The organism is Nonomuraea terrae (assembly GCF_044465245.1).
Classification (GTDB): Bacteria; Actinomycetota; Actinomycetes; order Streptosporangiales; family Streptosporangiaceae; genus Nonomuraea; species Nonomuraea terrae.
The window spans coordinates 495,116-518,169 of record NZ_JBITLL010000009.1 but is presented as its reverse complement, the minus strand read 5'-3'; the positions used below and the strand labels follow the sequence as shown (position 1 = coordinate 518,169).

Annotated in this window: 21 protein-coding genes; 13 read left to right on the top strand and 8 right to left on the bottom strand. The window is 71.7% G+C overall.

Features of this window, described 5'->3' with window-relative positions:
* The first annotated feature begins 69 nt into the window (after positions 1 to 69).
* A complete protein-coding gene (locus ACIBP6_RS44680) occupies positions 70 to 528 on the top strand; it encodes a nuclear transport factor 2 family protein (RefSeq protein ID WP_397061051.1) in 459 nt (152 codons plus the stop codon).
* Between the two features lie 16 nt (positions 529 to 544).
* On the opposite strand, the gene ACIBP6_RS44675 is transcribed toward ACIBP6_RS44680, so the two are convergent.
* The 4 genes from ACIBP6_RS44675 to ACIBP6_RS44660 all read right to left on the bottom strand — a co-directional run bounded on the left by ACIBP6_RS44675 (position 545) and on the right by ACIBP6_RS44660 (position 5,968).
* Entirely contained in the window at positions 545 to 1,837 is a 1,293-nt protein-coding gene (locus ACIBP6_RS44675; protein WP_397061050.1) for an ArsB/NhaD family transporter, read from the bottom strand.
* A gap of 117 nt (positions 1,838 to 1,954) precedes the next feature.
* On the bottom strand, positions 1,955 to 2,482 hold the full coding sequence (locus ACIBP6_RS44670; protein ID WP_397061048.1) for a hypothetical protein: 528 nt from the start codon (positions 2,480 to 2,482) through the stop codon (positions 1,955 to 1,957).
* A gap of 103 nt (positions 2,483 to 2,585) precedes the next feature.
* The gene (locus tag ACIBP6_RS44665) at positions 2,586 to 3,992 is read right to left on the bottom strand and encodes a hypothetical protein (RefSeq protein ID WP_397061047.1); all 1,407 of its coding nucleotides are present in this window, start codon (positions 3,990 to 3,992) and stop codon (positions 2,586 to 2,588) included.
* The gene (locus ACIBP6_RS44660) at positions 3,989 to 5,968 is read right to left on the bottom strand and encodes a hypothetical protein (protein WP_397061046.1); all 1,980 of its coding nucleotides are present in this window, start codon (positions 5,966 to 5,968) and stop codon (positions 3,989 to 3,991) included. The genes ACIBP6_RS44665 and ACIBP6_RS44660 overlap by 4 nt, the downstream gene beginning before the upstream one ends.
* 123 nt (positions 5,969 to 6,091) lie before the next feature.
* Between ACIBP6_RS44660 and ACIBP6_RS44655 the strand changes: the two genes are divergently transcribed.
* Positions 6,092 to 6,646 (top strand): YceI family protein, encoded by a 555-nt coding sequence (locus ACIBP6_RS44655; RefSeq protein WP_397061045.1) that lies wholly within the window; start codon positions 6,092 to 6,094, stop codon positions 6,644 to 6,646.
* Between the two features lie 5 nt (positions 6,647 to 6,651).
* Here the strand turns inward: ACIBP6_RS44655 and ACIBP6_RS44650 are convergent, their stop codons facing one another.
* The gene (locus tag ACIBP6_RS44650; RefSeq protein ID WP_397061044.1) at positions 6,652 to 7,347 is read right to left on the bottom strand and encodes a FadR/GntR family transcriptional regulator; all 696 of its coding nucleotides are present in this window, start codon (positions 7,345 to 7,347) and stop codon (positions 6,652 to 6,654) included.
* Between the two features lie 71 nt (positions 7,348 to 7,418).
* Between ACIBP6_RS44650 and ACIBP6_RS44645 the strand changes: the two genes are divergently transcribed.
* The 8 genes from ACIBP6_RS44645 (at position 7,419) to ACIBP6_RS44610 (ending at position 16,033) form a co-directional block, all read left to right on the top strand.
* Positions 7,419 to 8,270, top strand: a complete 852-nt coding sequence (locus ACIBP6_RS44645; RefSeq protein WP_397061042.1) for a dioxygenase family protein — start codon at positions 7,419 to 7,421, stop codon at positions 8,268 to 8,270.
* The gene (locus ACIBP6_RS44640; protein ID WP_397061040.1) at positions 8,267 to 9,076 is read left to right on the top strand and encodes a fumarylacetoacetate hydrolase family protein; all 810 of its coding nucleotides are present in this window, start codon (positions 8,267 to 8,269) and stop codon (positions 9,074 to 9,076) included. The genes ACIBP6_RS44645 and ACIBP6_RS44640 overlap by 4 nt, the downstream gene beginning before the upstream one ends.
* A 95-nt stretch (positions 9,077 to 9,171) precedes the next feature.
* Positions 9,172 to 11,004, top strand: coding sequence for an ABC transporter ATP-binding protein (locus ACIBP6_RS44635; RefSeq protein ID WP_397061039.1), 1,833 nt, complete (start codon positions 9,172 to 9,174; stop codon positions 11,002 to 11,004).
* Positions 11,004 to 12,827: an ABC transporter ATP-binding protein gene (locus ACIBP6_RS44630; protein WP_397061037.1), complete on the top strand. Its 1,824-nt coding sequence runs from the start codon at positions 11,004 to 11,006 to the stop codon at positions 12,825 to 12,827. The genes ACIBP6_RS44635 and ACIBP6_RS44630 overlap by 1 nt, the downstream gene beginning before the upstream one ends.
* A gap of 132 nt (positions 12,828 to 12,959) precedes the next feature.
* On the top strand, positions 12,960 to 14,021 hold the full coding sequence (locus ACIBP6_RS44625) for a HesA/MoeB/ThiF family protein (RefSeq protein WP_397061035.1): 1,062 nt from the start codon (positions 12,960 to 12,962) through the stop codon (positions 14,019 to 14,021).
* A gap of 63 nt (positions 14,022 to 14,084) precedes the next feature.
* Positions 14,085 to 14,216, top strand: coding sequence for a hypothetical protein (locus ACIBP6_RS44620; RefSeq protein WP_397061033.1), 132 nt, complete (start codon positions 14,085 to 14,087; stop codon positions 14,214 to 14,216).
* Between the two features lie 75 nt (positions 14,217 to 14,291).
* Complete coding sequence (locus ACIBP6_RS44615) at positions 14,292 to 14,846, top strand: DUF6879 family protein (protein WP_397061032.1); 555 nt, start codon at positions 14,292 to 14,294, stop codon at positions 14,844 to 14,846.
* A complete protein-coding gene (locus tag ACIBP6_RS44610) occupies positions 14,843 to 16,033 on the top strand; it encodes a hypothetical protein (protein ID WP_397061030.1) in 1,191 nt (396 codons plus the stop codon). Before ACIBP6_RS44615 ends, ACIBP6_RS44610 begins: the two co-directional genes overlap by 4 nt.
* A gap of 4 nt (positions 16,034 to 16,037) precedes the next feature.
* Here the strand turns inward: ACIBP6_RS44610 and ACIBP6_RS44605 are convergent, their stop codons facing one another.
* On the bottom strand, positions 16,038 to 17,636 hold the full coding sequence (locus ACIBP6_RS44605; RefSeq protein WP_397061029.1) for an SLC13 family permease: 1,599 nt from the start codon (positions 17,634 to 17,636) through the stop codon (positions 16,038 to 16,040).
* Between the two features lie 242 nt (positions 17,637 to 17,878).
* Between ACIBP6_RS44605 and ACIBP6_RS44600 the strand changes: the two genes are divergently transcribed.
* Positions 17,879 to 18,922, top strand: a complete 1,044-nt coding sequence (locus ACIBP6_RS44600; protein WP_397061027.1) for a tartrate dehydrogenase — start codon at positions 17,879 to 17,881, stop codon at positions 18,920 to 18,922.
* Between the two features lie 4 nt (positions 18,923 to 18,926).
* Here ACIBP6_RS44600 and ACIBP6_RS44595 read toward each other — a convergent pair whose 3' ends face one another.
* On the bottom strand, positions 18,927 to 19,394 hold the full coding sequence (locus ACIBP6_RS44595) for a PPOX class F420-dependent oxidoreductase (RefSeq protein WP_397061026.1): 468 nt from the start codon (positions 19,392 to 19,394) through the stop codon (positions 18,927 to 18,929).
* Between the two features lie 48 nt (positions 19,395 to 19,442).
* Entirely contained in the window at positions 19,443 to 20,408 is a 966-nt protein-coding gene (locus ACIBP6_RS44590; RefSeq protein ID WP_397061024.1) for a hypothetical protein, read from the bottom strand.
* Between the two features lie 139 nt (positions 20,409 to 20,547).
* Between ACIBP6_RS44590 and ACIBP6_RS44585 the strand changes: the two genes are divergently transcribed.
* Together ACIBP6_RS44585 and ACIBP6_RS44580 are read left to right on the top strand one after the other, a co-directional pair.
* The gene (locus ACIBP6_RS44585) at positions 20,548 to 21,906 is read left to right on the top strand and encodes an acetamidase/formamidase family protein (RefSeq protein WP_397061022.1); all 1,359 of its coding nucleotides are present in this window, start codon (positions 20,548 to 20,550) and stop codon (positions 21,904 to 21,906) included.
* A 107-nt stretch (positions 21,907 to 22,013) separates the two neighbouring features.
* Positions 22,014 to 23,048 (top strand): NAD(P)-dependent alcohol dehydrogenase, encoded by a 1,035-nt coding sequence (locus ACIBP6_RS44580; RefSeq protein WP_397061020.1) that lies wholly within the window; start codon positions 22,014 to 22,016, stop codon positions 23,046 to 23,048.
* The last annotated feature ends 6 nt before the right edge of the window (positions 23,049 to 23,054 follow it).

Genomic DNA, 23,054 nt, shown 5'->3' with positions numbered 1-23,054 from the left:
CGGATGGAGAACGGTGGTTCTCTAGGATAGGGGGAGAACGCCCGTTCTCCGACCGCCGAGGAGGCGACCATGTCCCGCCCGCCCGTCCCGCCGTTCACCGAGGAGACCGCCCTCATCAAGGTCCAGGCGGCCGAGGACGCCTGGAACACGTGCGACCCCGATCTCGTCGCGCAGGCGTACTCGGTGGACTCCGTCTGGCGCAACCGCCACGAGTTCGTCACCGGCCGCGACGAGATCCGCGCCTTCCTGCGCCGCAAATGGGACAAGGAGCTCGACTACGCCCTGCGCAAGCAGCTGTGGGCCTGGTCCGGCGACCGCATCGCGGTCCGCTTCCAGTACGAGTGCCATGACGCCTCCGGCCAGTGGTGGCGCAGCTACGGCAACGAGCTGTGGGAGTTCGACGAGGAGGGCCTGATGCACCGCAGGGAGGCGAGCATCAACGACGTGCGCATCGACGAGTCGGAGCGCCGCCTCTTCGGCTCCCGCGGCGAGGCCGACCGCGGCGTGGACGTGCTGCCCCTCAGATGACCCGTCAGATGACCTGTCAGATGAGATAACGCAGCCACAGATACGGCACCGACAGCGCCACGGTCACCAGCGTGACGACCACCCCGTACCGGGTGAACTGCCAGAACGTGATCGGGGTGCCGTTGCGGGCGGCGATGCCGATGATGACGACGTTGGCCGCCGCCCCCACCGCCGTGGCGTTGCCGCCGAGGTCCGCCCCGATCGCCAGGGCCCACCACAACACCTGCGCCGGCCCGTTCCCGCCGTTGGCCTGGACGAGGTCGGCGACGATCGGGCTCATCGTGGCGACGTACGGGATGTTGTCCACCACGGCCGACAGGCCGGTCGAGGCCCACAGCAGCAGCATCGTGGTCAGGCCCAGCTGCCCGTGGGTGGCCTCGGCCGCCGCCTGCGAGATCTGGCCGATGACGCCGGTCTCGACCAGCGCGCCCACCATGACGAACAGTCCGGCGAAGAACACCAGCGTCGGCCACTCGACCTCGCGGAGCGCGTCCTCGGTCGTCACCTTCGTGGCCGCGACCAGCACGCCGGCGCCCAGCAGCGCGACCACCGAGGGCTCGTAGTGCAGCACCGGATGCAGCACGAACGCCGCCATGACCAGCGCCAGCACGACCAGCGACTGCACCAGCAGCCGCCGGTCGCCGATGGCCTCGCGCTCGTTCAGCGCCATCACCGCCGCCGCCCGCTCGGCGTCGTAGTGGAACGACTTCCTGAACAGCCACCGGCACAGCCCCAGGAACACCGCCACCAGCACCACGATCAGCGGGGCCATGTGGACGAGGAAGTCGTTGAAGGTCAGGCCGCCGCGGCTGGCGATGATGATGTTCGGCGGGTCGCCGACCAGGGTGGCGGCGCCGCCGATGTTGGAGGCCATGGCCTCGGCGATGAGGAACGGCGCCACCGGCAGCGCCAGCCGTTCGCACACCAGGAACGTCACGGGCGCGATCAGCAGCACGGTGGTGACGTTGTCCAGCATCGCCGAAGCGCCCGCGGTGAGCAGGACGAGCAGCGCCAGCAGCCGGAACGGCCGCCCTTTGGCGCGTTTGGCCGCCCAGATGGCCAGGTACTCGAAGACGCCGGTCTGTTTCAGCACCCCGACGATGACCATCATGCCGAGCAGCAGGAAGATGACGTTCCAGTCGACGCCGGAGCGCTCGTCGAAGAACGCCGCGCCCGCGTCGGTGGCGTGGATGAGCAGCATGATGCCCGCTCCGCCGAGCGCCGCCGCGACGCGGTGCACCTTCTCGGTGGCGATCAGCGCGTACGCCCCGAGGAACGCGGCCACCGCCACCCAGGCCGTGACCGTCACGCGAGGACCAGAGGGGCGTCAGCGGGCATGGGAGAGCTCTCTCGGGGTCGGTGAACGGGGGCCGTCGAGATCATTCCCGACGCAACCGTCACTAACCTATCAATTGCCGCAAAACGGTCACATTGCTCGAATGCGGATCCACCGGGGGTCGTCGTAGTGCTGCCGCACCCCGTCGGCCGGCAGGTGGTCGGGCGCCGTGCACAACACGATCCGCCCCTGCACCTCCAGATAGCGGATCAGCCCCGCCGCCACCGACAGCACGGTCTCGACGCCGCCGCGCAGCCGTCCTTCGAGCACCGCCACCACGTCGGTGAGCCCGAACTCGTCGGGCAGCAGCTCGGCCACCTCCCGCACGAAGCTCTCCGTCACCCGCGCCTCGACCGTCACCGTGCGCGACTCCGTGCTGCCCGAGCCCCCGCAGCCGTCACAGCCGCCCGTGTCGTGCGGGCTGATGGAGATCGTGCCGGCCCCGAGGCACATCGGGCACTGGCCGTGCTCGGCGGCGTGCCGGGCGGCGGCCTCCCGGCCGTCCAGCGGCAGCCCGCAACTGCACGAGAAGGTGTTGTAGGTGCCCTGGGCGAAGTCGTGGAAGGCGACCTCGTCGGGGGCGTCGACCCAGCGGATGGTGATGACGTGCTCGTCCATGGCGACCCGTGCGCTCTCGTCTTCTCGCCGGCCGTACGGCGAATCCGCCCCCAAGATAGCCCGCGCGCCGCACGCGTCGCACATTTTCCGCCACTCTGCGTGACTAGCAGAGCGGAGGACCGGCAGGGAGCCGGCCGTTCAGGGTCTCCTGCAACGAGGGGGCCGCCGAGAAGAAGGTCTCCCGCTGCACCCTGCTCTCCCACACGCCGCGCGCGCAACGCCGGAACGCCTCGCTGAACTGCGCGTAGTACGGCGACTTCGGCCGCGGCCTGGCCAGCTCGATCGACCGCCTGATCTCCTGTGCCAGCGTGGCCAGCTCCGCCAGGCTCGGGTTGGTGATGTCGGAGCCGTCCTGACGCGGGCACGTGGGCCCGCCCCCGGCGCGGTACCGCTCGTACACCGAGGTCAGCACCGGCCCGTAGCCGCCGCAGGCGAACAGCCGGCCCTGCGCCTCCTCGCCGGTGAGCCGCCCGATCAGGCGCATGGCGGGCGCGACCTTGTCCGGCCTGATGTGCTCCGAGATCGCCAGCACCGAGCCGCCCAGCACGCCGCCGTCCGTGCCGGGCGCGCGCACCTCGAACCGCAGCCGCTGGTCGGACCCGCGCATGCGCGGATCGGCCGCCAGCTGGTGGAACGCGAAAGGCCAGTTGCGCATGGCCGACACCGGCCGGTCGCCGATCCGGCCCTCCTTGAACGCCACGATGCTGCGGTCCTCGTCCATCGTCAGCGACTCCCGCATCACCGCCTCCGCGCCGGTGGAGTTCAGCGCGTTCCACGTGCCGTCGGGGTCGTCGTCCAGGGCCACGCGGGTGCGGTCGTCGCCGTCGAGCACCCTCCCGCCGCCCAGCTCGATCATCTCCAGGTAGTTGATCGTGCCGATCTCCCTGTCGACCAGCTGCAGCAGGTAGCCGCCCGGCTGCCCGTCCCGCCGGCGGAACTCCAGCGGCGCGTCCGCCGCGAACGGCACGCCGAACTGCTCGCCGTCGATCTGCCCGGCCCGCAGGGGGCCGGGCAGGAACCGGTCGGCCCTCCGCGGGCCGGTGTCCAGGTCGATGGGGCGGATGTAGCCGTGCCGGGCGAACTCCGCCACCCACGCCACGTCCAGCACCAGCACGTCGTACTGGCAGCTGCCCGACTGGGCGAGCGCCGCCATCTGGGCGCGCCGCACGTCGGTGCTGCCGGAGAGCTCCAGCAGCTCCGCGCGCGGGTCTCCGGGCAGCCTGGAGTCGGGGTCGGAGGGGATGACGAGCTCGTTCCACTCGTGGATCACCTCGCGCCGCACGCTGCCGGTGCTGACGTCGTCGCCTGTCGCCACGACCAGCTCGTCGTCGCGCGCGCCGCAGTCCTCCGGGGACGTCGCCGGCACCGTGATCGGGGTGATCGAGGGCGCCGGCGGCCCCGGCGCCGCGGCGCCGGCCGCCAGGCACGAGTTGACCAGCAGGACCACCGCCATCAGCGCGGCCCCCAGGCCGGCCGCCAGCAGGGTGTGCCGGTGGTCGGTCGCTGTCATCGCCACCCTCTCACCGTGATGATGGCCCTGGTGATCGCCTCTTCCGCACTGGTGCCGGCTGTCGCGCACCGGTACGGCTTCGCCGCCCGCAGCTCGGTCACCCCGCACCGGTCCTGGCCGAAGACGACGACGTACAGGCCCGAGACCGCGCCGGCCTCTTGGAGCGCTCCCGCCAGCACTTCGGCGGCGGCGGGCCCCTCGTTGTCGAACAGGCGGCCGTCCGTCAGCACCACCACCGGCGCGGCCACCGCCTCCTCGCCGTCGCCGAGCTTGCGGAGCGAGGCCGAGACGGGGGCGTCCCACTGGTCGAACGGGGTGTGCTCGATCGTCGTGGCGACCGTGCCGAGCCGGTCGAGCTCGGTCCTGCCGCCGAGCTGGTTGCGCCCGGTCAGCTCGGTCACCCGGGCCTCGCCGTCCGGCGTCAGGCTGTGCAGGCCGAACACCTGCAGATGGTCGCGCGGCCCCAGCATCCGGCTCTGCGCGCGCAGCGCCTCGGCGGCCTGGACGCGCACCGGGCGGTCCGCCGAGCCCGAGGTGTCCACGATCACCCGCAGGTCGAGGCGGGGACGCAGCTCGTCGAGCAGGCGCGTCCTCAGCTCACCGAGCGACTCCCCGCCGACCGGGAACTCGCTCGACACCTGGATGCCGGGGAACAGCGGATTGCGGCTCAGCCACGCCCCGAAGTGGTCGACGATCGCCTCCCGCGCCGCCGAGCGCTGGCCCTGCCACATCACCTTGACGTAGCGGTAGTCGAGCGTGCTCAGCTCCTGGTGGCGTACGGCGACGAGGTCGATGCCGTCACCGGTCTCGCCGGGACAGCCCGCCACGCGGCCGGCGTTGTAGTCGTCGACGCTGTGCCCCGGCACCAGCAGCACGACCTTGGGGTCGGAGATCGCGCCCGTCCCCCCGCGGGTCGCGCCGCCGGAGGTCGGCGGTGGCACCTCGTCGGCGAGCCGGCCGAACGAGCACAGCAGCGACGGCACCGTGTCGGCGCCGAGCCCGGCGGAGACCAGCCCGCTCTCCGCCTCGCGGTTGGGGGCCACGCGGAGCGCCCGCTCGAACACGTCGCCGGTGCCGATCAGCGCCGCCACGGAGGTCTCGGGGAACGGCCGCGCGACCGACATGTCCATCTTGTCGGTCAGGACGTCCCACACCTGGCTGAGAGAGTAGGCGGCGGGGTCGTCCATGTGCCTGCCGAGCTCGTCGCGGCGCCGCTCGGTCATCGCCAGCACGAGCTGGTCACGCCCCACCTGGAGCTCAGGCGGGCCGATCGTCTTGTGGCCGTTCCTCCTGAGCTCGTCGGGCTCGGCCCGCGTGGTGGCGACCCAGGCGTCGGGCTGCAGGTCGTAGAGGCGGGCGTACGGCTGGTCGCGGCGGTCCTCGTTCCACTCCCAGTCGTTGCTGAAGGCGTCCTCCAGGTGGACGGGCGGCGGCGCCGGCGCGACGGTCATCCGTACGAGGGGGCAGCCGTCGCGGAGGTTCTCCCGCACGTACCGCTGCGCCCGCGCCGTGAGCGCCGCCACGGTCTCTGGCGCGGTGACGAGCCGCAACTCGGCCGGCACCGGGCACCGCTCCTCCGCGGTGACCACCGGAAAGACGACCCAGACCAGCAGACTCAGCCCCGCCCCGCCGAGCGCCCACAGGCCGAGCCGCAGCTGGGGCTTGTACCGGGGGCCTAACCGGCGCAGCACGGGGCCGGACATCAGGCATGCGGCGACCATCAGGACGCCGAGCGGCAGCCACAGCTGCGCCTGCACCGGCAGGCCGCGGAACAGGCTGGTCCACGGCGCCAGCAGCAGGCCGACGACCGCGCTCGCCAGCGCCCCGACCAGCGCGACCTTCACGGCCGTGCCGAGGTCCTCCCATGAGGAGGCCTCGTTCCGCCGCGAAGCCTCACCCGGTGAAGGGGAGCCGTCCTCCCGCGGCGGGCTCCCGTTCTCCTGCGAAGGAGCCTCGTTCCCATCGAGATCGCCCATGCACCGATCGCCTCCATGTGACCGGGATCACTTCGAGACTAGTGCGATTGCTTCACCTCTGGACTGTGAAGCCGGTGAGTCCCCGCCCCTTGCCTGCGGTCAGCGCCCGGTTACGCTGGATGTGTGAGCATTTCTGCTGGTCGTTATGCGTTGGGGCCCGACACGGGGCGGCTCGTCGTGCTCACCACCCGCACGGGGCTGGGGGCGAAGGCCGGCCACGATCTCACCATCGAGGCCACCCGCTGGCACGGCGTCGCCATGGTCGATCCCGCCGACCCGGCCGGCTCGTCGGTGACCGTCGAGGTCGAGGCCGGGTCGCTGGCCGTTCGGGAGGGGACCGGCGGCGTCAAGCCGCTGTCCGACTCCGACCGCCGCGACATCGAGAAGGCCATGCGGGAGAAGGTGCTGCAGGTCGGCCGGCATCCGGCCATCACGTTCCGGTCGCGCGGGATCGGGGGGACCCCGGAGTCGTTCCGGATCGAGGGCGACCTGGAGCTGGCCGGCGCGACCCGGCCGCTCGTGGTGGAGGGCACGCTCGACGCCGCCCACGCCCGCGGCTCCGCCGTCATCGTGCAGTCCCAGTGGGGCATCAAGCCGTACTCGGCGTTCTTCGGCGCCCTCAAGCTCAACGACGAGGTCGAGATCCGCTTCGAGGCCGACCTCACACCGGAGGGCTGACCGGCTCACGACGTGGTGCCGGGATCGCCGGGGGAGTGGTGGCGGGTGACGGCGGTCTGGGTGCGGGCGGGGTCGGCGTCGATGACGGCCTCGACCAGTTCCGTGTGGACGGCCAGGCGGTGCTCCAGGTAGCCGGCGGGGCGGGCGGCGGGGGCGGCGTGCTCGGACTGCTCGCGGACGTATCGGGTCATCGCCAGGTAGACCGCCCTGGCCAGGTGGTTCGGGGTGATCTCGGCGATGCGTTCGTGCAGGGCCCAGTTGGCGCGCATGAAGGCGTCGGTGCTCGACGTCGCCCGGCCGAGCGCGGTGAGTAGCCGGCGCAGGTCCGCGACGTCCCGTTTCGTACGGTGGCGGGCGGCGTCCGCGGCGATCAGGGGTTCGAGCGCCTCACGTACGGCGATCGCGTCGGCCACCGTCGTCGGCTGCGAGCGCACCGTGAGCAGGGTGTGGCGCAGCCGGACCACCGGGTTGGGATCGGTCACGAACAGCCCGCCGCCGCGCCCGAGGCGGATCTCCGCCGTGCCGCGGTCGCTGAGCAGCCGGGCCGCCTCGCTGATCGTCGCGCGGCCGTAGCCGGACAGCTCGCGTAAGTCGTCGAGGGTGCCGATCAGGTCGCCCGGTCCGAGGCCGCGCTCGCCGATCATCGTCTCGATGTCGGCGGCGAGGGCTTCGGCACGGGTGGGGGGTACTCCGGTAAACACCCGAACCATTCTATTTATCAGTGGTCATTTCGGGATACGCTCCCGCCTGGACTGGACAGAGGAGAAACGCCGTGACCCCGCTGCTACGACAGGTATTGAGCCAGATCGACGGGCCCGACCCACGCGTGAACGAGCTCGTCTCCGGGCTCGTCAAGCACCTGCACGCCTTCGTGGAGGAGGTGCGCCCGACGGACGAGGAATGGCTGGCGGGGATCGGCTTCCTCATCGAGACCGGCAAGATGTGCACGCCCGACAGGAACGAGTTCATCCTGCTGTCCGACATGCTCGGCCTGACCAGCGCGGTCGACGAGGTCAACAACGAGGGCCCCGAGGGCATGACGCCGTCGTCGGTCGAGGGGCCGTTCCACTCGCCGGCGCCCGAGCGCGAGCCCGGCGCCTGGATCAGCACGGGCCCCGAGCGCGAGCGCGGGGTGGCGACAGTGGTGCACGGGCGGGTGCTCGACTGCGACGGCACGCCGCTCGCGGGCGCGCGGGTGGACGTGTGGCAGGCCAGCGACATGGGCCTGTACGACACGCAGGACGACGCCCAGGACACCGGCAACCTGCGCGGCCTGTTCACCACGGACGCCGAGGGCCGCTACGCGTTCCGCACCATCCGGCCGAGCAGCTACCCGGTGCCCACCGACGGCGCCGGCGGCAGGCTGCTGCGCGCCGTCGGACGCCACCCGATGCGCCCTGCCCACCTGCACTACCGCGTCACGGCCGGCGGCCACCGCCCGCTGACCACGCACGTGTTCCTGGCCGGCGACCCGTACCTGGAGTCCGACGCGGCGTACGCGGTCAAGCAGGAGCTCGTCGTCGAGCCGCGGCCGCGTACGGACGGGTGGGAGATGGACGGCCCGTACGAGGAGATCGAGTTCGACCTCAGGATGGTGCCGCTCGACTGGAAGGACGGCCGGTGAAGCTCGCGGGAGTGCTGCTGCCGGGCGACGACGCGGTGCGCGTCGCGCGCCTGTCCGGCGACGAGGTCATGGTGCTGGCCGAGGTGGGGGAGTTCTGGGCGGACGCGCGCGGCTGCCTCGCCAGGGAAGGCTCCCCTGTTCCCGCTGCTTCCGTACGGTTCGTGCCGCCGGTGCCGGCGTCGGCGCGGGTGATCTGCGTCGGGCTCAACTACCGGGCGCACGCCGCCGAGGGCTCCTTCGAGGTGCTGGAGCATCCGACGCTGTTCGGCCGGTGGACGGCCTCGCTGAGCGTGGGCGACGTGCCGGTTCCCGTGCCGTCCGGGGAGGCGGGGCTCGACTGGGAGGGCGAGGTGGCCGCGTACGTCGCGGAGCCGGTCCGCGACGCCGACCCCGGCACCGCGCTCGCGGCGGTGCTGGGCTACTCCACGTTCAACGACCTGACCGCGCGCCGCGCCCAGAAGCTCACCTCCCAGTGGACGCTGGGCAAGAACGCCGACCGCAGCGGGCCCATGGGGCCGATCGTCACCGCCGACGAGGTGGGCGACCTGCGGGACGGGCTGCGGGTGCGTACCCGGGTCAACGGGACGATCGTGCAGGACGGCGACACCCGCGACATGATCTTCCCGGTCGGCGAGGTGCTCTCCCTGATCAGCCGTACGCTCACCCTCAACCCCGGCGACGTGATCGCCACCGGCACGCCCGAGGGGGTCGGGTACGTCAGGACGCCGCCGTGGCTGCTCGGCCCCGGCGACGTGGTGGAGGTCGAGATCGACCGGCTCGGCACGCTGCGCACCCCGATCGTGTAGGGGCGGGCCCGCCGGAAAATCCTTGGGAAACTGTCGGACCCCGGTGGTAGAAAGCAGGTCCGACACCACCCACCTCCGGCCGGGAGGCCACGCCCGTGACTACCACCAGCTCGGAGTTCTCCGTCTCCGGCCCCCGGTACAACCCGCGTGGTCCGGTGCGCTGGCTCTGGTCCCATCTGCGCCGCCATCCGCTCCACCTGCTCGGCTTCCTCGGCGGCTCGCTGGTGATGACGGTGCTCAACGCCATGGTGCCGCAGCTCACCGGCGAGGCCTTCGACGCCGTGCTGGGCGAGCGCGGCCAGGCGATGGGCCTGCTCGGTGCCATCTCGCTGACGCTGCTCGCGGTGGTGGTGGGGCGCGGGGCGCTCGACATGGTGGCGCGGCTGTCGAGCGAGGTGCTGGCCAAACGGCTGGAGCGCGACGCCCGCGACGAGCTCTACGTGAGCCTGCTCGGCAAGAGCCAGACGTTCCACAACCGCCAGCGGGTCGGCGACCTGATGGCCAGGGCCGCCAATGACATCCGCCAGCTGTCCATCATGGTCACGCCCGGGCTCGACCTCATCGTCGACTCCGGGCTGACCGGGCTGGTGCCGCTGTTCTTCATGGCCGCCATCGACCCGTCCCTGCTGCTCGTGCCCGGGGTCTACGCGATCGTGTTCGTGCTCGCGCTCTGGCTCTACATGCGCAGGCTCAACCCGGTGGCCACGCGCATGCGGGAGGAGTTCGGCGACCTCAACGCCGGGCTCAACCAGGCCGTGCGCGGCATCGAAGTGATCAAGGTGACGGCGCAGGAGGGGCAGGAGCGGCTGCGCTTCCGTGCCGGCGCCCGCCGCTACCGCGACTCGTTCGTGCGCAACGGGCTGGTGCAGGCGCGCTACCTGCCGACGCTGCTGTTCGCGTTCGCGATGGCCGCGGCGCTGTGGCACGCGCTCGCGCTGCACGCCTCAGGGGCGATCAGCATCGGCGAGCTGGTGGCCTTCATGGGCCTGATGGGGCAGCTCGGCTTCCCGACCCAGATGTCGATCTTCACGTTCTCGCTGATCCAGATCGGCATCGTCTCCTCGCGCCGCATCCTCGGCATCATCACCGCCGACAGCGAGATCGAGCAGCCCGCCGCCGGGCACGCCGCGCCGATCAGCGGCGAGATCGTCTTCGACGACGTCACGTTCGCCTACGACGAGGGCGGCGAGCCGGCGCTGCGCGGGGCGTCGTTCACGGTGCGGCCGGGCGAGACGGTGGCCGTCGTCGGCGAGACCGGGTCGGGCAAGAGCACCCTGACCAAGCTGGTGCCGCGCATCTACGACGTGACCTCGGGCCGCATCCTGGTCGACGGCGTCGACGTACGCGAGTGGGACCTCGACTCGCTGCGCTCCCAGATCTCCACGATCGAGCAGGACATCGTGCTGTTCTCCCGCTCGGTGGCCGAGAACATCGGCTTCAGCATGGGCCAGCGGGCCGACCGCGAGGCCGTGGTCAGGGCGGCGGAGGACGCGCAGGCCGCCGAGTTCATCGCCGAGCTCGACGACGGCTACGACACCGTCATCGGCGAGCGCGGCGTCACGCTGTCGGGCGGGCAGCGGCAGCGCCTGGCCATCGCGCGGGCGCTGCTCACCGACCCCGCGATCCTCGTGCTCGACGACTCCACCAGCGCGATCGACTCCGCGACCGAAGACAAGATCCAGCAGGCCATCGAGCGCATCCAGGAGGGGCGCACGACGCTGCTGATCACCCACCGGCTCTCGCAGATCCGCTGGGCCGACAAGGTGCTGCTGCTGCGGCGCGGCCAGGTGGCCGACTTCGGCACCCACGACGAGCTGATCGCGCGCAGCCGCCTCTACCGGCGGGTGTTCGCCCACTACGACGAGGCCGGGCTGGGCCCCGTCGAGGAGGGGCCCGTGCTGGCGAACGAGCAGGGAGGGGTGCGCTGATGGGCTTCATCATGGACGGCCTCGACGCCGAGGACTACGACCGCACCTATGACGACCGCGACCTGCTGCGCCGGATCATGTCCTACTTCCGGCCCAAGCTCGGCGCGATGCTGCTGGTCGCCGCCATGATCGTGCTGGTGTCGGCGAGCCAGGCGGCCATCCCGACGCTGGTCAGCGTCGCGGTCGACGCGATCGCCGACGGCACCATCGGCGAGGTGGGCCCGCTGCTCGTCCTCGCGGTGCTCGTCACCGGCGCGGTGTCGTGGGTGTTCAACTACATCCGGCAGAAACACAGCGCCCAGGTCACCGGTGACGTGGTGCTGCGGCTGCGCGAGGACGCCTTCGACGCCGTGCTGGCGCGCGACCTGTCCTTCTACGACGAGACGCCGTCCGGCAAGATCGTCAGCCGGGTGACGTCCGACACCGACGACTTCGCCACCGTCTCCACCCTGACGATGGACCTCATCAGCCAGGTGCTGATGGTCGGCTTCGTCACCGCCCTGCTGTTCGCCCGCAGCGTCGAGCTGGCGCTGCTGACGCTGCTGGTGGCGCCCATCGTGGTGGGCCTGGCGCTGGTCTTCCGTCGGCTGGCCAGGCTCAGCACGCGGCGGGCGCAGCGCTCGCTCAGCCGGGTCAACGCCAACCTGCAGGAGACCATGGGCGGTATCGCCGTGGCGAAGAACTTCCGCCAGGAGGGGCAGGTCTACGACGAGTTCCGGCCGATCAACCGGCAGAGCTACCAGGTGACGCTGCGGCAGGGCTTCGTCTTCTCCGCCATCTTCCCGGTGCTGTTCCTGGTGGCCGGGCTCGCCACGGTCGCGCTGGTGCAGTTCGGCGGCGTGGCGGTGCTCGGCAGCGGGCTCTCGGCCGGCGACTGGTACCTGTTCCTGCAGGGCGTGGCGATGTTCTGGATGCCGCTGACGTCCATCGCCGCGTTCTGGTCGCAGTTCCAGCAGGGGCTGTCGGCCTCCGAGCGGGTCTTCGCGCTGATCGACGCCCCGCCGCGGGTGGTGCAGACCGACTCCCAGGAGTGCGGTCGGCTGGCCGGCCGCATCGAGTTCCGCGGCCTCACCTTCGGCTACGACGCCGACCACCCCGTGCTGCGCGACTTCGGCCTGGCCATCGAGGCCGGCGAGTCGGTGGCCCTCGTGGGCCACACGGGCGCGGGCAAGTCCACGCTCGGCAAGCTCATCACCCGCTTCTACGAGTTCCAGGCGGGCAGCCTGCTGATCGACGGGCGCGACATCCGCACCCTCGACCTGACCTCCTACCGCCGTCAGATCGGCGCGGTGCCGCAGGCGCCCTTCCTGTTCAGCGGCACGGTCGCCGACAACATCCGCTACCCCCGCCCCGACGCGAGCGACGACGACGTGCGGGCGGCCGCGGCGGCCGTCGGCGGCGGCGACTGGGTCGAGGCCCTGCCGAACGGCCTGGAGACCGACGTCGGCGAGCACGGCCGCGCCCTGTCGATGGGGCAGCGGCAGCTCGTGGCGCTGGCCCGGCTGCTCGTCCAGGACCCGGCCATCGTCGTGCTCGACGAGGCCACGGCCAGCGTCGACCCGCTGACCGAGGCGCAGATCCAGGAGGGCCTCGACGTGGTGCTGGCCGGCCGCACGTCGATCGTCATCGCCCACCGCCTGTCCACGATCGAGCACGTCGACCGCATCATCGTGCTCGACCACGGGCGCATCGTGGAGGAGGGCGACCACCAGACGCTGCTGTCCCGCGGCGGGCGCTACTGCGAGGTCTACAACACCTACTTCCGCCACCAGTCCCCCAACTACCGCGCCGGCACCGGCTTCGTCCAGGTCGGCGGCGACTGACGGCCTTCTCCGGCGGCTGATCGACGGGCGGCTGGTCGACGGGCGGCTGGTCGAAGGGCGGCGCCGGAGGGCGGGACGATGGGGCGTGGATCCGATCTTGACGGGCGGGGCGTCGGTGTTGAGCATCGGGGGATGCGCTTACCTCGCGTCAAACCCGAGCACGCCCCGCACCGGCTCGGCGATGGGAGCGTCCGGCTGGGCGGTGTGCTGTACGGGATCGCGTCCGAGATCGCGGACGCCGATGGGTGGGCTTGGGCGGCGTTGACGCTCATGGACGGCACCCGCTCGCCCGCGGAGATCGCCGCCGAGCTGCGGTCCCGTTGCGCGGGCCTGTCGGCGGAAGAGGCCGATGAGGTCGTCGCCACGTTGATCGGGTCCGGGCATGTGGAGGAGGCCGCTCCCGGGCCGTGCGAGGCGCTGAGCGAGCGGGAGAAGGAACGTTACAGTCGCAGCCGCGACTACTTCCGCTGGGTGGACGTGACGCCCCGCGACCACGGCTGGGAACCACAGGTGCGGCTCAAGAACGCCGGCGTCCTGGTGCTCGGCCTGGGCGGCACCGGGAGCCACGTGGCCTGGTCGCTCGCGGCCTCGGGTGTCGGCCGCCTCCACCTCGTCGATCCCGACGTCGTGGAGCTGTCCAACCTCAACCGGCAGGTCCTCTACACGGAGGCGGACGTCGGCAGGCCGAAGGCGGAGGTGGCGGCCGACCGGCTGCGGGCGGTGAACTCCGAGATCGAGGTCACCGCGTCGGCCGCGCGCGTGGACGGCCCCGCGGGGCTGGCCCGGCTGGTCGACGGCTTCGACGTGCTCGCGCTCTGCGCCGACCACCCGCGCGAACCCGGCGGGATCCGTACCTGGGCCAACCGCGTCTGCTCCGTGGCCGGGATCCCCTGGGTGAGCGGCGGCTACGACGGGCCGCTCGTCAGCGTGGGCGTGTTCGGCCCCGGCGGCCCGTGTTTCGAGTGTGTACGCGCCGGCATACCGCCGCGACCGGGAGCCGATTACGCCTGGCCGGGGGTCACCGGGGCGTCGGCCGGAATTTCCGGTCAGTTGGTGGCCCATGATGTGGTCGCGCTCATAACCGGGCTCATGGTCACACCGCCCGGATATTTTCACGGGCTCACCCTCTTTGACCCGGACGAACACGTGTACGCCCGTTACCCGTCAAGAGCGGATTGCGAATTCTGTTCTTGATCAAAGGGCTGAACGATCATATTCTTCCGCTGACCGTTGTTGACTCCATCAGTAAGGAGTTCCATGAGCAGCAGCCCCGCACCTGAGCCCCAGCCGCAGCAGGACAAGAAGCCGCGGAAGAAGATCGCCGTCCGCAGGCTTGACAAGATCGAAACCACCGGCTGGTCGCAGCCCAGTGGCGGCAGCTCCAACTGATTCTCGTGCGGGCAGGGCGACCTGCCCGCACTTTCAGGAGACCAGATGAACGATGTTCTGAATCGCTTGCGATCCGTGCCCGCCAAAACAATGGACGCGGCGGATTACGGCGCCGATTTCGCCCGCGAGTTCGAGGCCACGAGCGGGATCGTGTGGAAACTCGAGCGCGCCCAGCATTTCGACGAGGGTGATTTGCCGAGCTATCTGGCGATGGTCGCGGGCGACTGGGACCGTGCGGTCGAGCTGGCCGAGCAGATGCGCCCCGGTTTCCGCGAAGACAATCCGGGCCGGATGGATTTCCGGCGGATCAGGGTCATCGAGGAGCCGCTCACCCCTTACCTGCGGTGGGAGCTGGAGCTGCTGGCGATGCGGGCCGAGGAGGGCGAGAACAGCCGGGTGGTGCCCGCCTCGGCGGTGCGGTCGTACGAGAGCGCCGGGCCGGTGCCGGAGCTGGTGCTGTTCGGGCCGGAGCTGGTCTACGAGGTGCTCTACGACGAGACGGGCCGGCACACCGGCGCGCGCCGGATCACCGATCGTGAGGTGATCGAGCCCTGCGTCCCCGTCCTGGCCGGCCTGTTCGAGCAGGGCGAGGACCTGCGCGCCTACCGCACGCGGACGAGGGCGGCTTGACCGTCGCCTTCCATCCCCTCGGCGTCCGCCGGGACGGCGACGAGTGGATCGTCGGGCGGGTGGACTCGGGCGACTTCGTGGCCGTCCCCGAGGAGGGGCTGCGGGCGATCCGCCTGCTGCAGGACGGGATGGACGTCGAGGAGGTCGAGGCCCGCCTGCTGCGGGAGACCGGAGCCGACCTCGACGTCGCGGACTTCGTCGCCGCCCTGTCGGAGGCCGGCCTGGTGGCGGAGGTCGGCGGACGCCCGGTGCCGAGCCCGCCGCCGCTGCGGCCCAGCCTGCCGTGGCTGCGCCCCCGGCACCTGCGCTGGACGCTCAGCCCCGCGCTCCACCTGGCCCTGGCGGTGCCGATCGCGGCCGGAGCCGTCTGCCTGGCGCTGCGCCCGTCGATCTTCCCGGACTGGGAGGCGGCCTTCTGGAGCGACACCGGCACGGTCGTCCTGCTGACGTGGGCGGCGATCCTGTGGCTGACGATCGGCCTGCACGAGCTGGCCCACCTGGTCACCGCCCGCGCCGCCGGGGTGCCCGCGCGGATGAGCCTCGGCACGCGCCTGCAGTTCCTGGTGGCGCAGACCGACGTCTCGGGCGTGTGGCCGGCCCCGAGGCGGGTGCGCGTCGTCGTCTACCTGTCGGGAACGGTCCTCGACCTGGCGCTGTGCGGGGTCGCGGTGGTGTGGGCGTACGTCGCGGGCCCGCACCCGCTCACCTCGCTGGTCATCCTCATCCAGCTCGTCCGCGTGGCCGGCCAGCTGCTCGTGTTCATGCGTACCGACCTGTACTTCCTGCTGCAGGACCTGACCGGCTGCCGGAACCTGTACGGCGACGGCGCCGCGTACGTACGCCACCTGCTGCGCGGCCGGCGCGGCAGCCTGGCCGCGCTGCCGCCGCGGGAGAGGCGCAGCGTGCGGGTCTACGCGGTGCTCCAGGCCGTCGGCACGGTCGTCTGCCTGGCGGTCGCCGTCCTGGTGACCGTGCCGCTGATGCTCACGCTGGTCGTGCGGGCGGTCGAAAGCCTGCTGGCGGCGGAGGACGTGGCGGGGGTCGCCGACGCCCTCGTGGTGCTCGCGATCATCGTCGTCCCCGACCTGCTGTGGGCCCGCGTCTGGTGGCGCAGGCACGGACGCCGGGTGGCCGCCGTGAGGTGGCTCGGCAGGTGGCTGCCCCGGCGGGGCGGGGCGACGGGCTGACCGCTCAGCCGCCGATGCCGGTGAGGGTGACGAGGACCGGCAGGAGCACGACGATGAGGATCGCGCCGAGCACGTCGAAGCTCACCCCCGAGCGGATCATCTTGGTGATCGGCACGACGCCGGAGCCGTACGCGATGGCGTTCTGCGGGGTCGAGACCGGCAGCATGAACCCGAACGACGCCGCGAACGTCGCCGCCAGCGCCGGCACGAACGGGTTGACCCCCGCCGCCATCGCGATCGGGATGACGATCGGCACCACCACCGCGGCCGAGGCCGTGTTGCTGGTGGTCTCCGACACCACCACCGCCAGCGCCACGGCGAACGCCGTGATCGCGAACACGCTGCTCAGCCCCAGCGCCGACGCGGCCGAGGAGCCGATGGTCTCGGCCAGCCCGGTGTCCTCCAGCAGCGAGCCGAAGATGATGCCGGTGCCGAACAGCACGATCGTCCCCCAGTCGATGCGGGCGGCGTCGCTCCAGTTGAGCGTGAAGTCGCGCCTGCCCCAGTCGGTCGGCAGCAGGAACAGCAGGGACGCCCCCAGCACGGCCACGATGCCCTCGTTGAGCCGGCCGCTGACGGTGGTGTAGAGGGCGGAGTCGGTGCCGGCGAACACCGCGACCACGCCGGGGAAGATCCACAGGAACACGGTGACGGAGAACGCGACGAGCGTGTTCTTCTCGGCCCGCGACAGCCTGCCGAGCGTGGCCCGCTCGGTGCGCACGTACTCCTCGACGCCCTCGATGCGGCGGATCTCCGGCCGGTTGAGCAGCAGCAGCACGGCGGCGAGCGCGACGAACATGAGCGCGCAGATCGGCAGCGCGGTCACCATCCACTGCGCGAACGAGATGCGCCGGCCGGTCGCCTCCTCGATGAGGCCGCGCCCGATCAGGTTCGGCGGGCTGCCGACGGGCGTGAGCAGGCCGCCGACGCTGGCGCCGTACGCGAGCATGAGGACGAGCGCGGCGCCGACCCGCAGCCGCAGCGGGTTGAAGTCGGGCGCGACCATCCCGCGGTCCTGCAGCAGCTTGGCGATGACGGCGAGCATGCCGAGCGCCGTCGGCAGCAGCATGGCCACGGTCGCGGTGTTGGAGACGAACGCCGACAGCAGGCCGGTGATGAGGCCGAACGCCACGACGAGCCGGACCGTCGAGCGCCCCACGCCGGGCAGGGACAGGATGCGGAAGGCGAAGCGGCGCGCGAGGCCGTGTTTGAGCATCGCCTGCGCCAGGATGAACGCCCCGATGAAGGTGAAGATCGTGGAAGAGCCGAACGGCGCCAGCGCGTCCGTCGCCGACACCACCCCGAGCACCACGATCATGCCGACGCCGATGAGCCCGCCGACGGGGATGGGCACCGGCTCCGTGATCCACAACACGATGACGCCGAGCAGCACGGCCGCCAGTGTCTGCTGCTGGGCGGGCATGCCGATCGGCAGCAGGGCGAAGACGACCGTGACGAGCGGCGCCAGCCACATGCCGGTCGTGCGCCGTCCCTTCTCGAAGCGCTCTTCGGCGGGGCTCAGTTTCTGCTCGCCGAGGCTGCGGTAGGTGGCGTGGCCCAGCAGGGCCTGGTCGACGTCTGTCCTCGGGCCGGCGGAGTTCATGGTCTGCTCCTCATGTCGTGGCCGCCCTACAGGATCAGGATGACGCGGAGGTCCAGGACCAGTTAACTATGGGTGTCAGGAAAGTCACTCATAAGGAGCCTGCAGCGGCCAGCCCGGGCGTCTCCTTGCCGTCGTCGGTCACGGCGGCTTCGACACGGGCGCGACGGCCGTGTTCCTGGCGCATGGAGGAGATCGCCCGCCCGTCTTGGACCTTTCGGCGGGCTCCCGGTTGAATCGACAGCATGACGACGCATGACATCGCGGTGATCCCCGGCGACGGCATCGGGCTCGAGGTCACCCCGGCGGCCCTGCAGGTCGCTCAAGCGGCAGGCCGGCGCCACGGCTTCGGGTTCGGCTTCACCGAGTACGACTGGTCGTGCGAGCGCTACCGCCGCGAGGGCGCCATGATGCCCCCTGACGGGCTGGAGCGGCTGAGCGGCCACGACGCGATCTTCCTCGGCGCGGTGGGCGCGCCCGGGGTGCCCGACCACGTCTCCCTGTGGGGGCTGCTCATCCCGATCCGCCGCGCTTTCCGCCAGTACGTCAACCTCCGGCCCGTCCGCCTCTTCGAGGGCCTGGACAGCCCCGTACGGAGCCGGATCGACCTCGTGGTCGTCCGGGAGAACACCGAGGGCGAATACAGCGAGATCGGCGGCCGGATGAGCCGAGGTTTCCCGGAGGAGATGGCGGTGCAGGAGTCGGTGTTCACCCGGGCGGGTGTCACGCGGGTGCTCGACTACGCCTTCGGCCTCGCCGCCCGCCGCGGCGGCCACCTCACCTCGGCCACCAAGTCGAACGGCATCGTCCACACCATGCCGTTCTGGGACGAGCTCGTCAGGGAACGCGCCGCCGAGCACCCGGGGGTGCGGTGGGACCAGGAGCACATCGACGCGCTGTGCGCCAAGCTCGTCCTGGACCCCGGCCGCTTCGACGTGATCGTCGGCTCCAACCTGTTCGGCGACATCCTCAGCGACCTGGCCGCCGCGGTCGCGGGCAGCATCGGCATCGCCCCGTCGGGCAACCTCAACCCGGAGCGCGAGTTCCCGTCCATGTTCGAGCCGGTGCACGGCTCCGCGCCCGACATCGCGGGCCGCGGCGTGGCCAACCCGATCGGCGCGATCTGGTCGGCCGCCCTGATGGTCGAGCACCTCGGGCATCCGCAGGCGGCCGAGGAGATCGTCGCGGCCATCGCGGCGGTGCTGGCCAAGGGCGACGTGCGCACCCGCGACCTGGGCGGCACGGCGGGCACCGAGGAGTTCACCCAGGCGGTGCTCTCGCACCTGTGAGCGTTCAGTCGTTGACCAGGCGGGCGGGGAAACCGCCCGTCGCGATCGGGCCCCAACGGTCGATGTGCAGGCGGATCAGCGACTTGTCCTGGCGGCGCATGGCCTCGCGGTACTCGTCCCAGTCGGGGTGCTCGCCGGCGATGCAGCGGTAGTAGTCCACCAGCCCGTCGAGCGCCTCCGGCATGTCGAGCACCTCCGCACGCCCGTCGACCTGGACGTAGGGGCCGTTGAAGTCGTCCGACAGGACGCAGATCGACACGCGGTCGTCACGACGGGCGTTGCGGGCCTTGGCCCGGTCGGGATAGGTGGACACCACGATCCGCCCGTCCTCGTCGACACCGCAGGTGACCGGTGACAGCTGGGGGCGGCCGTCCGCGCGCGCGGTGGACAGCAGGCCGTGGTGCCGGGGACGGAGGAAGTCGAGCAGTTCGGGCAGTTCGACCCGGCGTGCGGTCGCGATGTTCGGAGCCATCTCAGATGCCTTTCGAATCAGACTGACCCTCTGATCCTTCCACTCCGCTCATGAGCCGGTGACGGCGACTTCGGTGTGCCACGCGGTGGGGACGCGGACGAGACCCGGTGAGCGTGGCACCACGGCGAGGTAGAGGGCGGCCGAGGTGTAGACCGCTTCGCGGGTGAAGCGCTTTCCGTGACTGAGGGCGGCGGTCTCCGCTTCCTTGAAGCCCAGCGTCTGCGTGCTGCCGGGGCGCGCGGTGAAGGTCTGCCGGGTCCGCAGGCCGTACCAGACCAGGGCGCCGCCGGCGGACGTCCTGAGCGCGTAGATCTCCGGCGCGACCTCGGTGCGCACGGTCGTGGTCCACCTGCCGCGTGCCAACTGCGCGCGCTGGTCGCGGAGGGCGTCGGCGTCCCGCCTGGCGTGGGAGTCGGCGGCGAACAGCCGCCGGACGTCACGGTTCTCGCCCAACGTGCCCTCCACGCGGGCGTGGGCCTGGGCGATGCGCCGCGGCGAGGCGATGAGTCCGTCACCGTCGCCCGCGGCCACCGCGGTGGCGAGCCCGTTCCGGTCGCGGGCGACGGCGGGCGGCCGGGACTCGCCGGCGGTGACGGACATGGCGACCAGGCGCCAGCCGGCGGGTGTCTTGCGGTAGATGCCCTGGTAGCGCGTGGAGGAGCCCTTGCGGGCGAAGTCGGCCATGAACCAGGGCTCGCCGGAGGCCCTCGCCGGGATGGCGAAGCGCGGCTTCACAATGGGCTCGCGGGTGCCGCCCACGCGCTCGCCGATCATCTTGTTCACCTTGGACTGCGCCGTGGTGATCTCGGCGGCCATGCCGGCCTCCGCCGGGCTCCAGTCCGTGCCGCCCTTGCGCACGGCCGCCGCCCTCGCCTTCTCCCATTGGTCGAGGACGGTCTGCGCCTCCTTCTCGGACACGACGCCGGCCGGCGCCGGCGGGGCCGCCTCAGGGGAGGCGGGCGAGGAGGCCGCCCGTCCCTCGACGGCGCAGGCGGCGGCGGGCAGGGTGAGCACGAGCAGCAGGACGGGTGACGGACGTCCCTGACTGCCGCTTGGCGTGCGCAGAGCTGCGCATGGCGGGTGAAACGCGGTCGTAACGCGCGTCGTTCATGATCGAGGACGACCTGCCCGCAAGAGCCAGAGGGAGAGTGTCATGAGAAAGCCGAAAAGCCCCGCCGGCGTACGGGACGCGCTGATCACCGGACTCGGGCGGCGGAACTTCCTGCGGGCGGCCGCGGTCGTCACCGGAGCCGGCGGGACGTTACTCGGCGCGCGCGCCGCCGCCGCGACCCCGCCGGTGACGCTTCCCCGGGAGATCCTGCAGCCCCGCAAGGGCCCGATCCCCGGCAGGCACTACCTGCCCTCGACGCCCGAGCAGGTCACGTGGGGTTACGTCCCCGCGCTGGACGCCCGCCCGGTGCTGCGGGTGCGCTCGGGTGAGACGGTCACGGTCGACTCTGTCTCGCACGAGGGCATCCTGGAGGACCAGGGCCGCGACCCGGTCGCGTACTTCGGCGAGCACGGCGTGCGCCGCACGGACGTGCTCCAGGACGCCGTCGCGATCGCCCGCGACTACGCCCGTACGCCCCGCGACTTCGACGTGGACGGCCCGCACGTCGTGACGGGACCGATCGCCGTCGAGGGCGCGCGCCCCGGCGACGTCCTGAAGGTCGAGATCCTCTCGCTCGTGCCGCGCGTCCCGTACGGGGTCGTGTCGAGCCGTCACGGCAAGGGCGCGCTGGCCCGCACGGCGGGCGGCGGCGCGCCCGACGGCATCACCCTCGACGAGGTCATGCCCCCGGTGGCCACCGACGGACGCCCCACCGGAGACCCGCTCAGATACGGCAACGTGTCGGTGTTCACCCCGGTACGGCGGGGCCGCCGAGGGCTGGCGAGCGGCGTGATGAAGCGCGGCAGGCGCGGCGAGGTGACGTTCCCGCTGCGGCCGTTCATGGGCATGATGGGCGTCGCGTTCACGCGGGGGAGCGGGCCCACTGACCCGGCGCTCAACTCCATCCCGCCCACCCTCGGCGGCGGCAACATCGACATCAACCTGCTCGGCGCGGGCGCGACGTTCTACCTGCCGGTGTTCGCCGACGGCGCGCTCTTCTACACCGGCGACCCGCACCACGCGATGGGCGGCGGCGAGGCGGCGCTGACCGCGATGGAGGGGTCGTTGCGGGTGACGTTCCGGCTCAGCGTGTGCAGGCCGGGGTCCGGCGACGCGCCGGAGGTGGCCTTCCGCTATCCGTTCGGGGAGACGCCGGAGGCGTGGTTGCCGATCGGCCTGTCCGACCCCGACGGCTCGCTCGACGGCCAGGGCGGTGACCTCGACACCGCCATGCGGCGGGCGGTGGTGAACGCGCTCGACTTCCTGGAGCAGGACCAGGGCATGGACCGGGCCGTCGCGTACGCCTACCTTTCGGCGGCGGTGAACTTCGAGGTGTCGCAGGTGGTGGACCGGACGACCGGTGTGCACGGCGTCATTCCCAAAGAACACTTCTCCGACTGAAGCTGCAATCAGCCCGAAATTACCGTGTTATGAGATTTCGGGGTTGACCGTCGCCGCCGGCCGAACCAACGATCGAAAGAGAGTCTTTCGCGGGCCAGGGAGTGGCGATGAAAGCCGTACGTCTGCACGAGTACACCAAGCGTCCGGTCGTCGAGGACGTTCCGGAGCCGGAGGTGCGAGGGCCGCTGGACGTGCTGGTCGAGATCGGCGGAGCCGGGCTGTGCCGTACGGACCTGCACATCGTCGAGGGGCAGTGGGCGGAGAAGTCCGGCGTGCGCCTGCCGTACACGATCGGGCACGAGAACGCCGGCTGGGTCCGCGAGATCGGCCCGGCTGTGACGAACGTCCGGCCGGGCGACGCGGTGATCCTGCACCCGATCGTCACGTGCGGCCTGTGCCGGGCGTGCCGGGCGGGCGACGACGTGCACTGCGCGAACCAGCGTTTCCCCGGCATCGACACCGACGGCGGCATGGCCGAGCTGCTGCTCACCAGCGCCCGCTCCGTCGTCAAGCTCGACGAGAGCCTGCGTCCCGCCGACGTCGCCGCGCTCGCCGACGCGGGCCTGACCGCCTACCACGCGGTACGCAAGGCGGTGCCGCTGCTCTACCCCGGCACCCGCGTCGTCGTGATCGGCGCCGGCGGGCTCGGCCACATCGGCGTGCAGTGCCTGGCCGCCATGACCCCGGCCGAGGTCATCGTCGTGGACCGCTCACCGGCCGCGCTGAGCCTGGTCAAGGAGCTCGGGGCCGCGCACACCGTGCTCGCCGACGGCGGCCAGGTCGACGCGGTCGCCGACCTCACCGGCGGCCAGGGCGCCCACGTGGTGCTGGACTTCGTCGGCGAGGGCGGGGCCGAGCGCGAAGGGGTGGCGATGTTGCGCCGCGCGGGCTCGTACTTCGTGATCGGCTACGGTGGCCGGGTGGAGATCCCGACGATCGACATCATCTCCAGCGAGATCAACGTCATCGGCAACCTGGTCGGCTCCTACAACGACCTGGACGAGCTGATGGCCCTGGCCGCGCAGGGCAAGGTGCGCCTGCACACCAGGACGTATCCGCTCGACGCGGTCAACGAGGCCATGGACGACCTCGACAACGGCCGGCTGCAGGGCCGCGGCATCCTCGTACCGGGCGAGAGCTGAGACGTA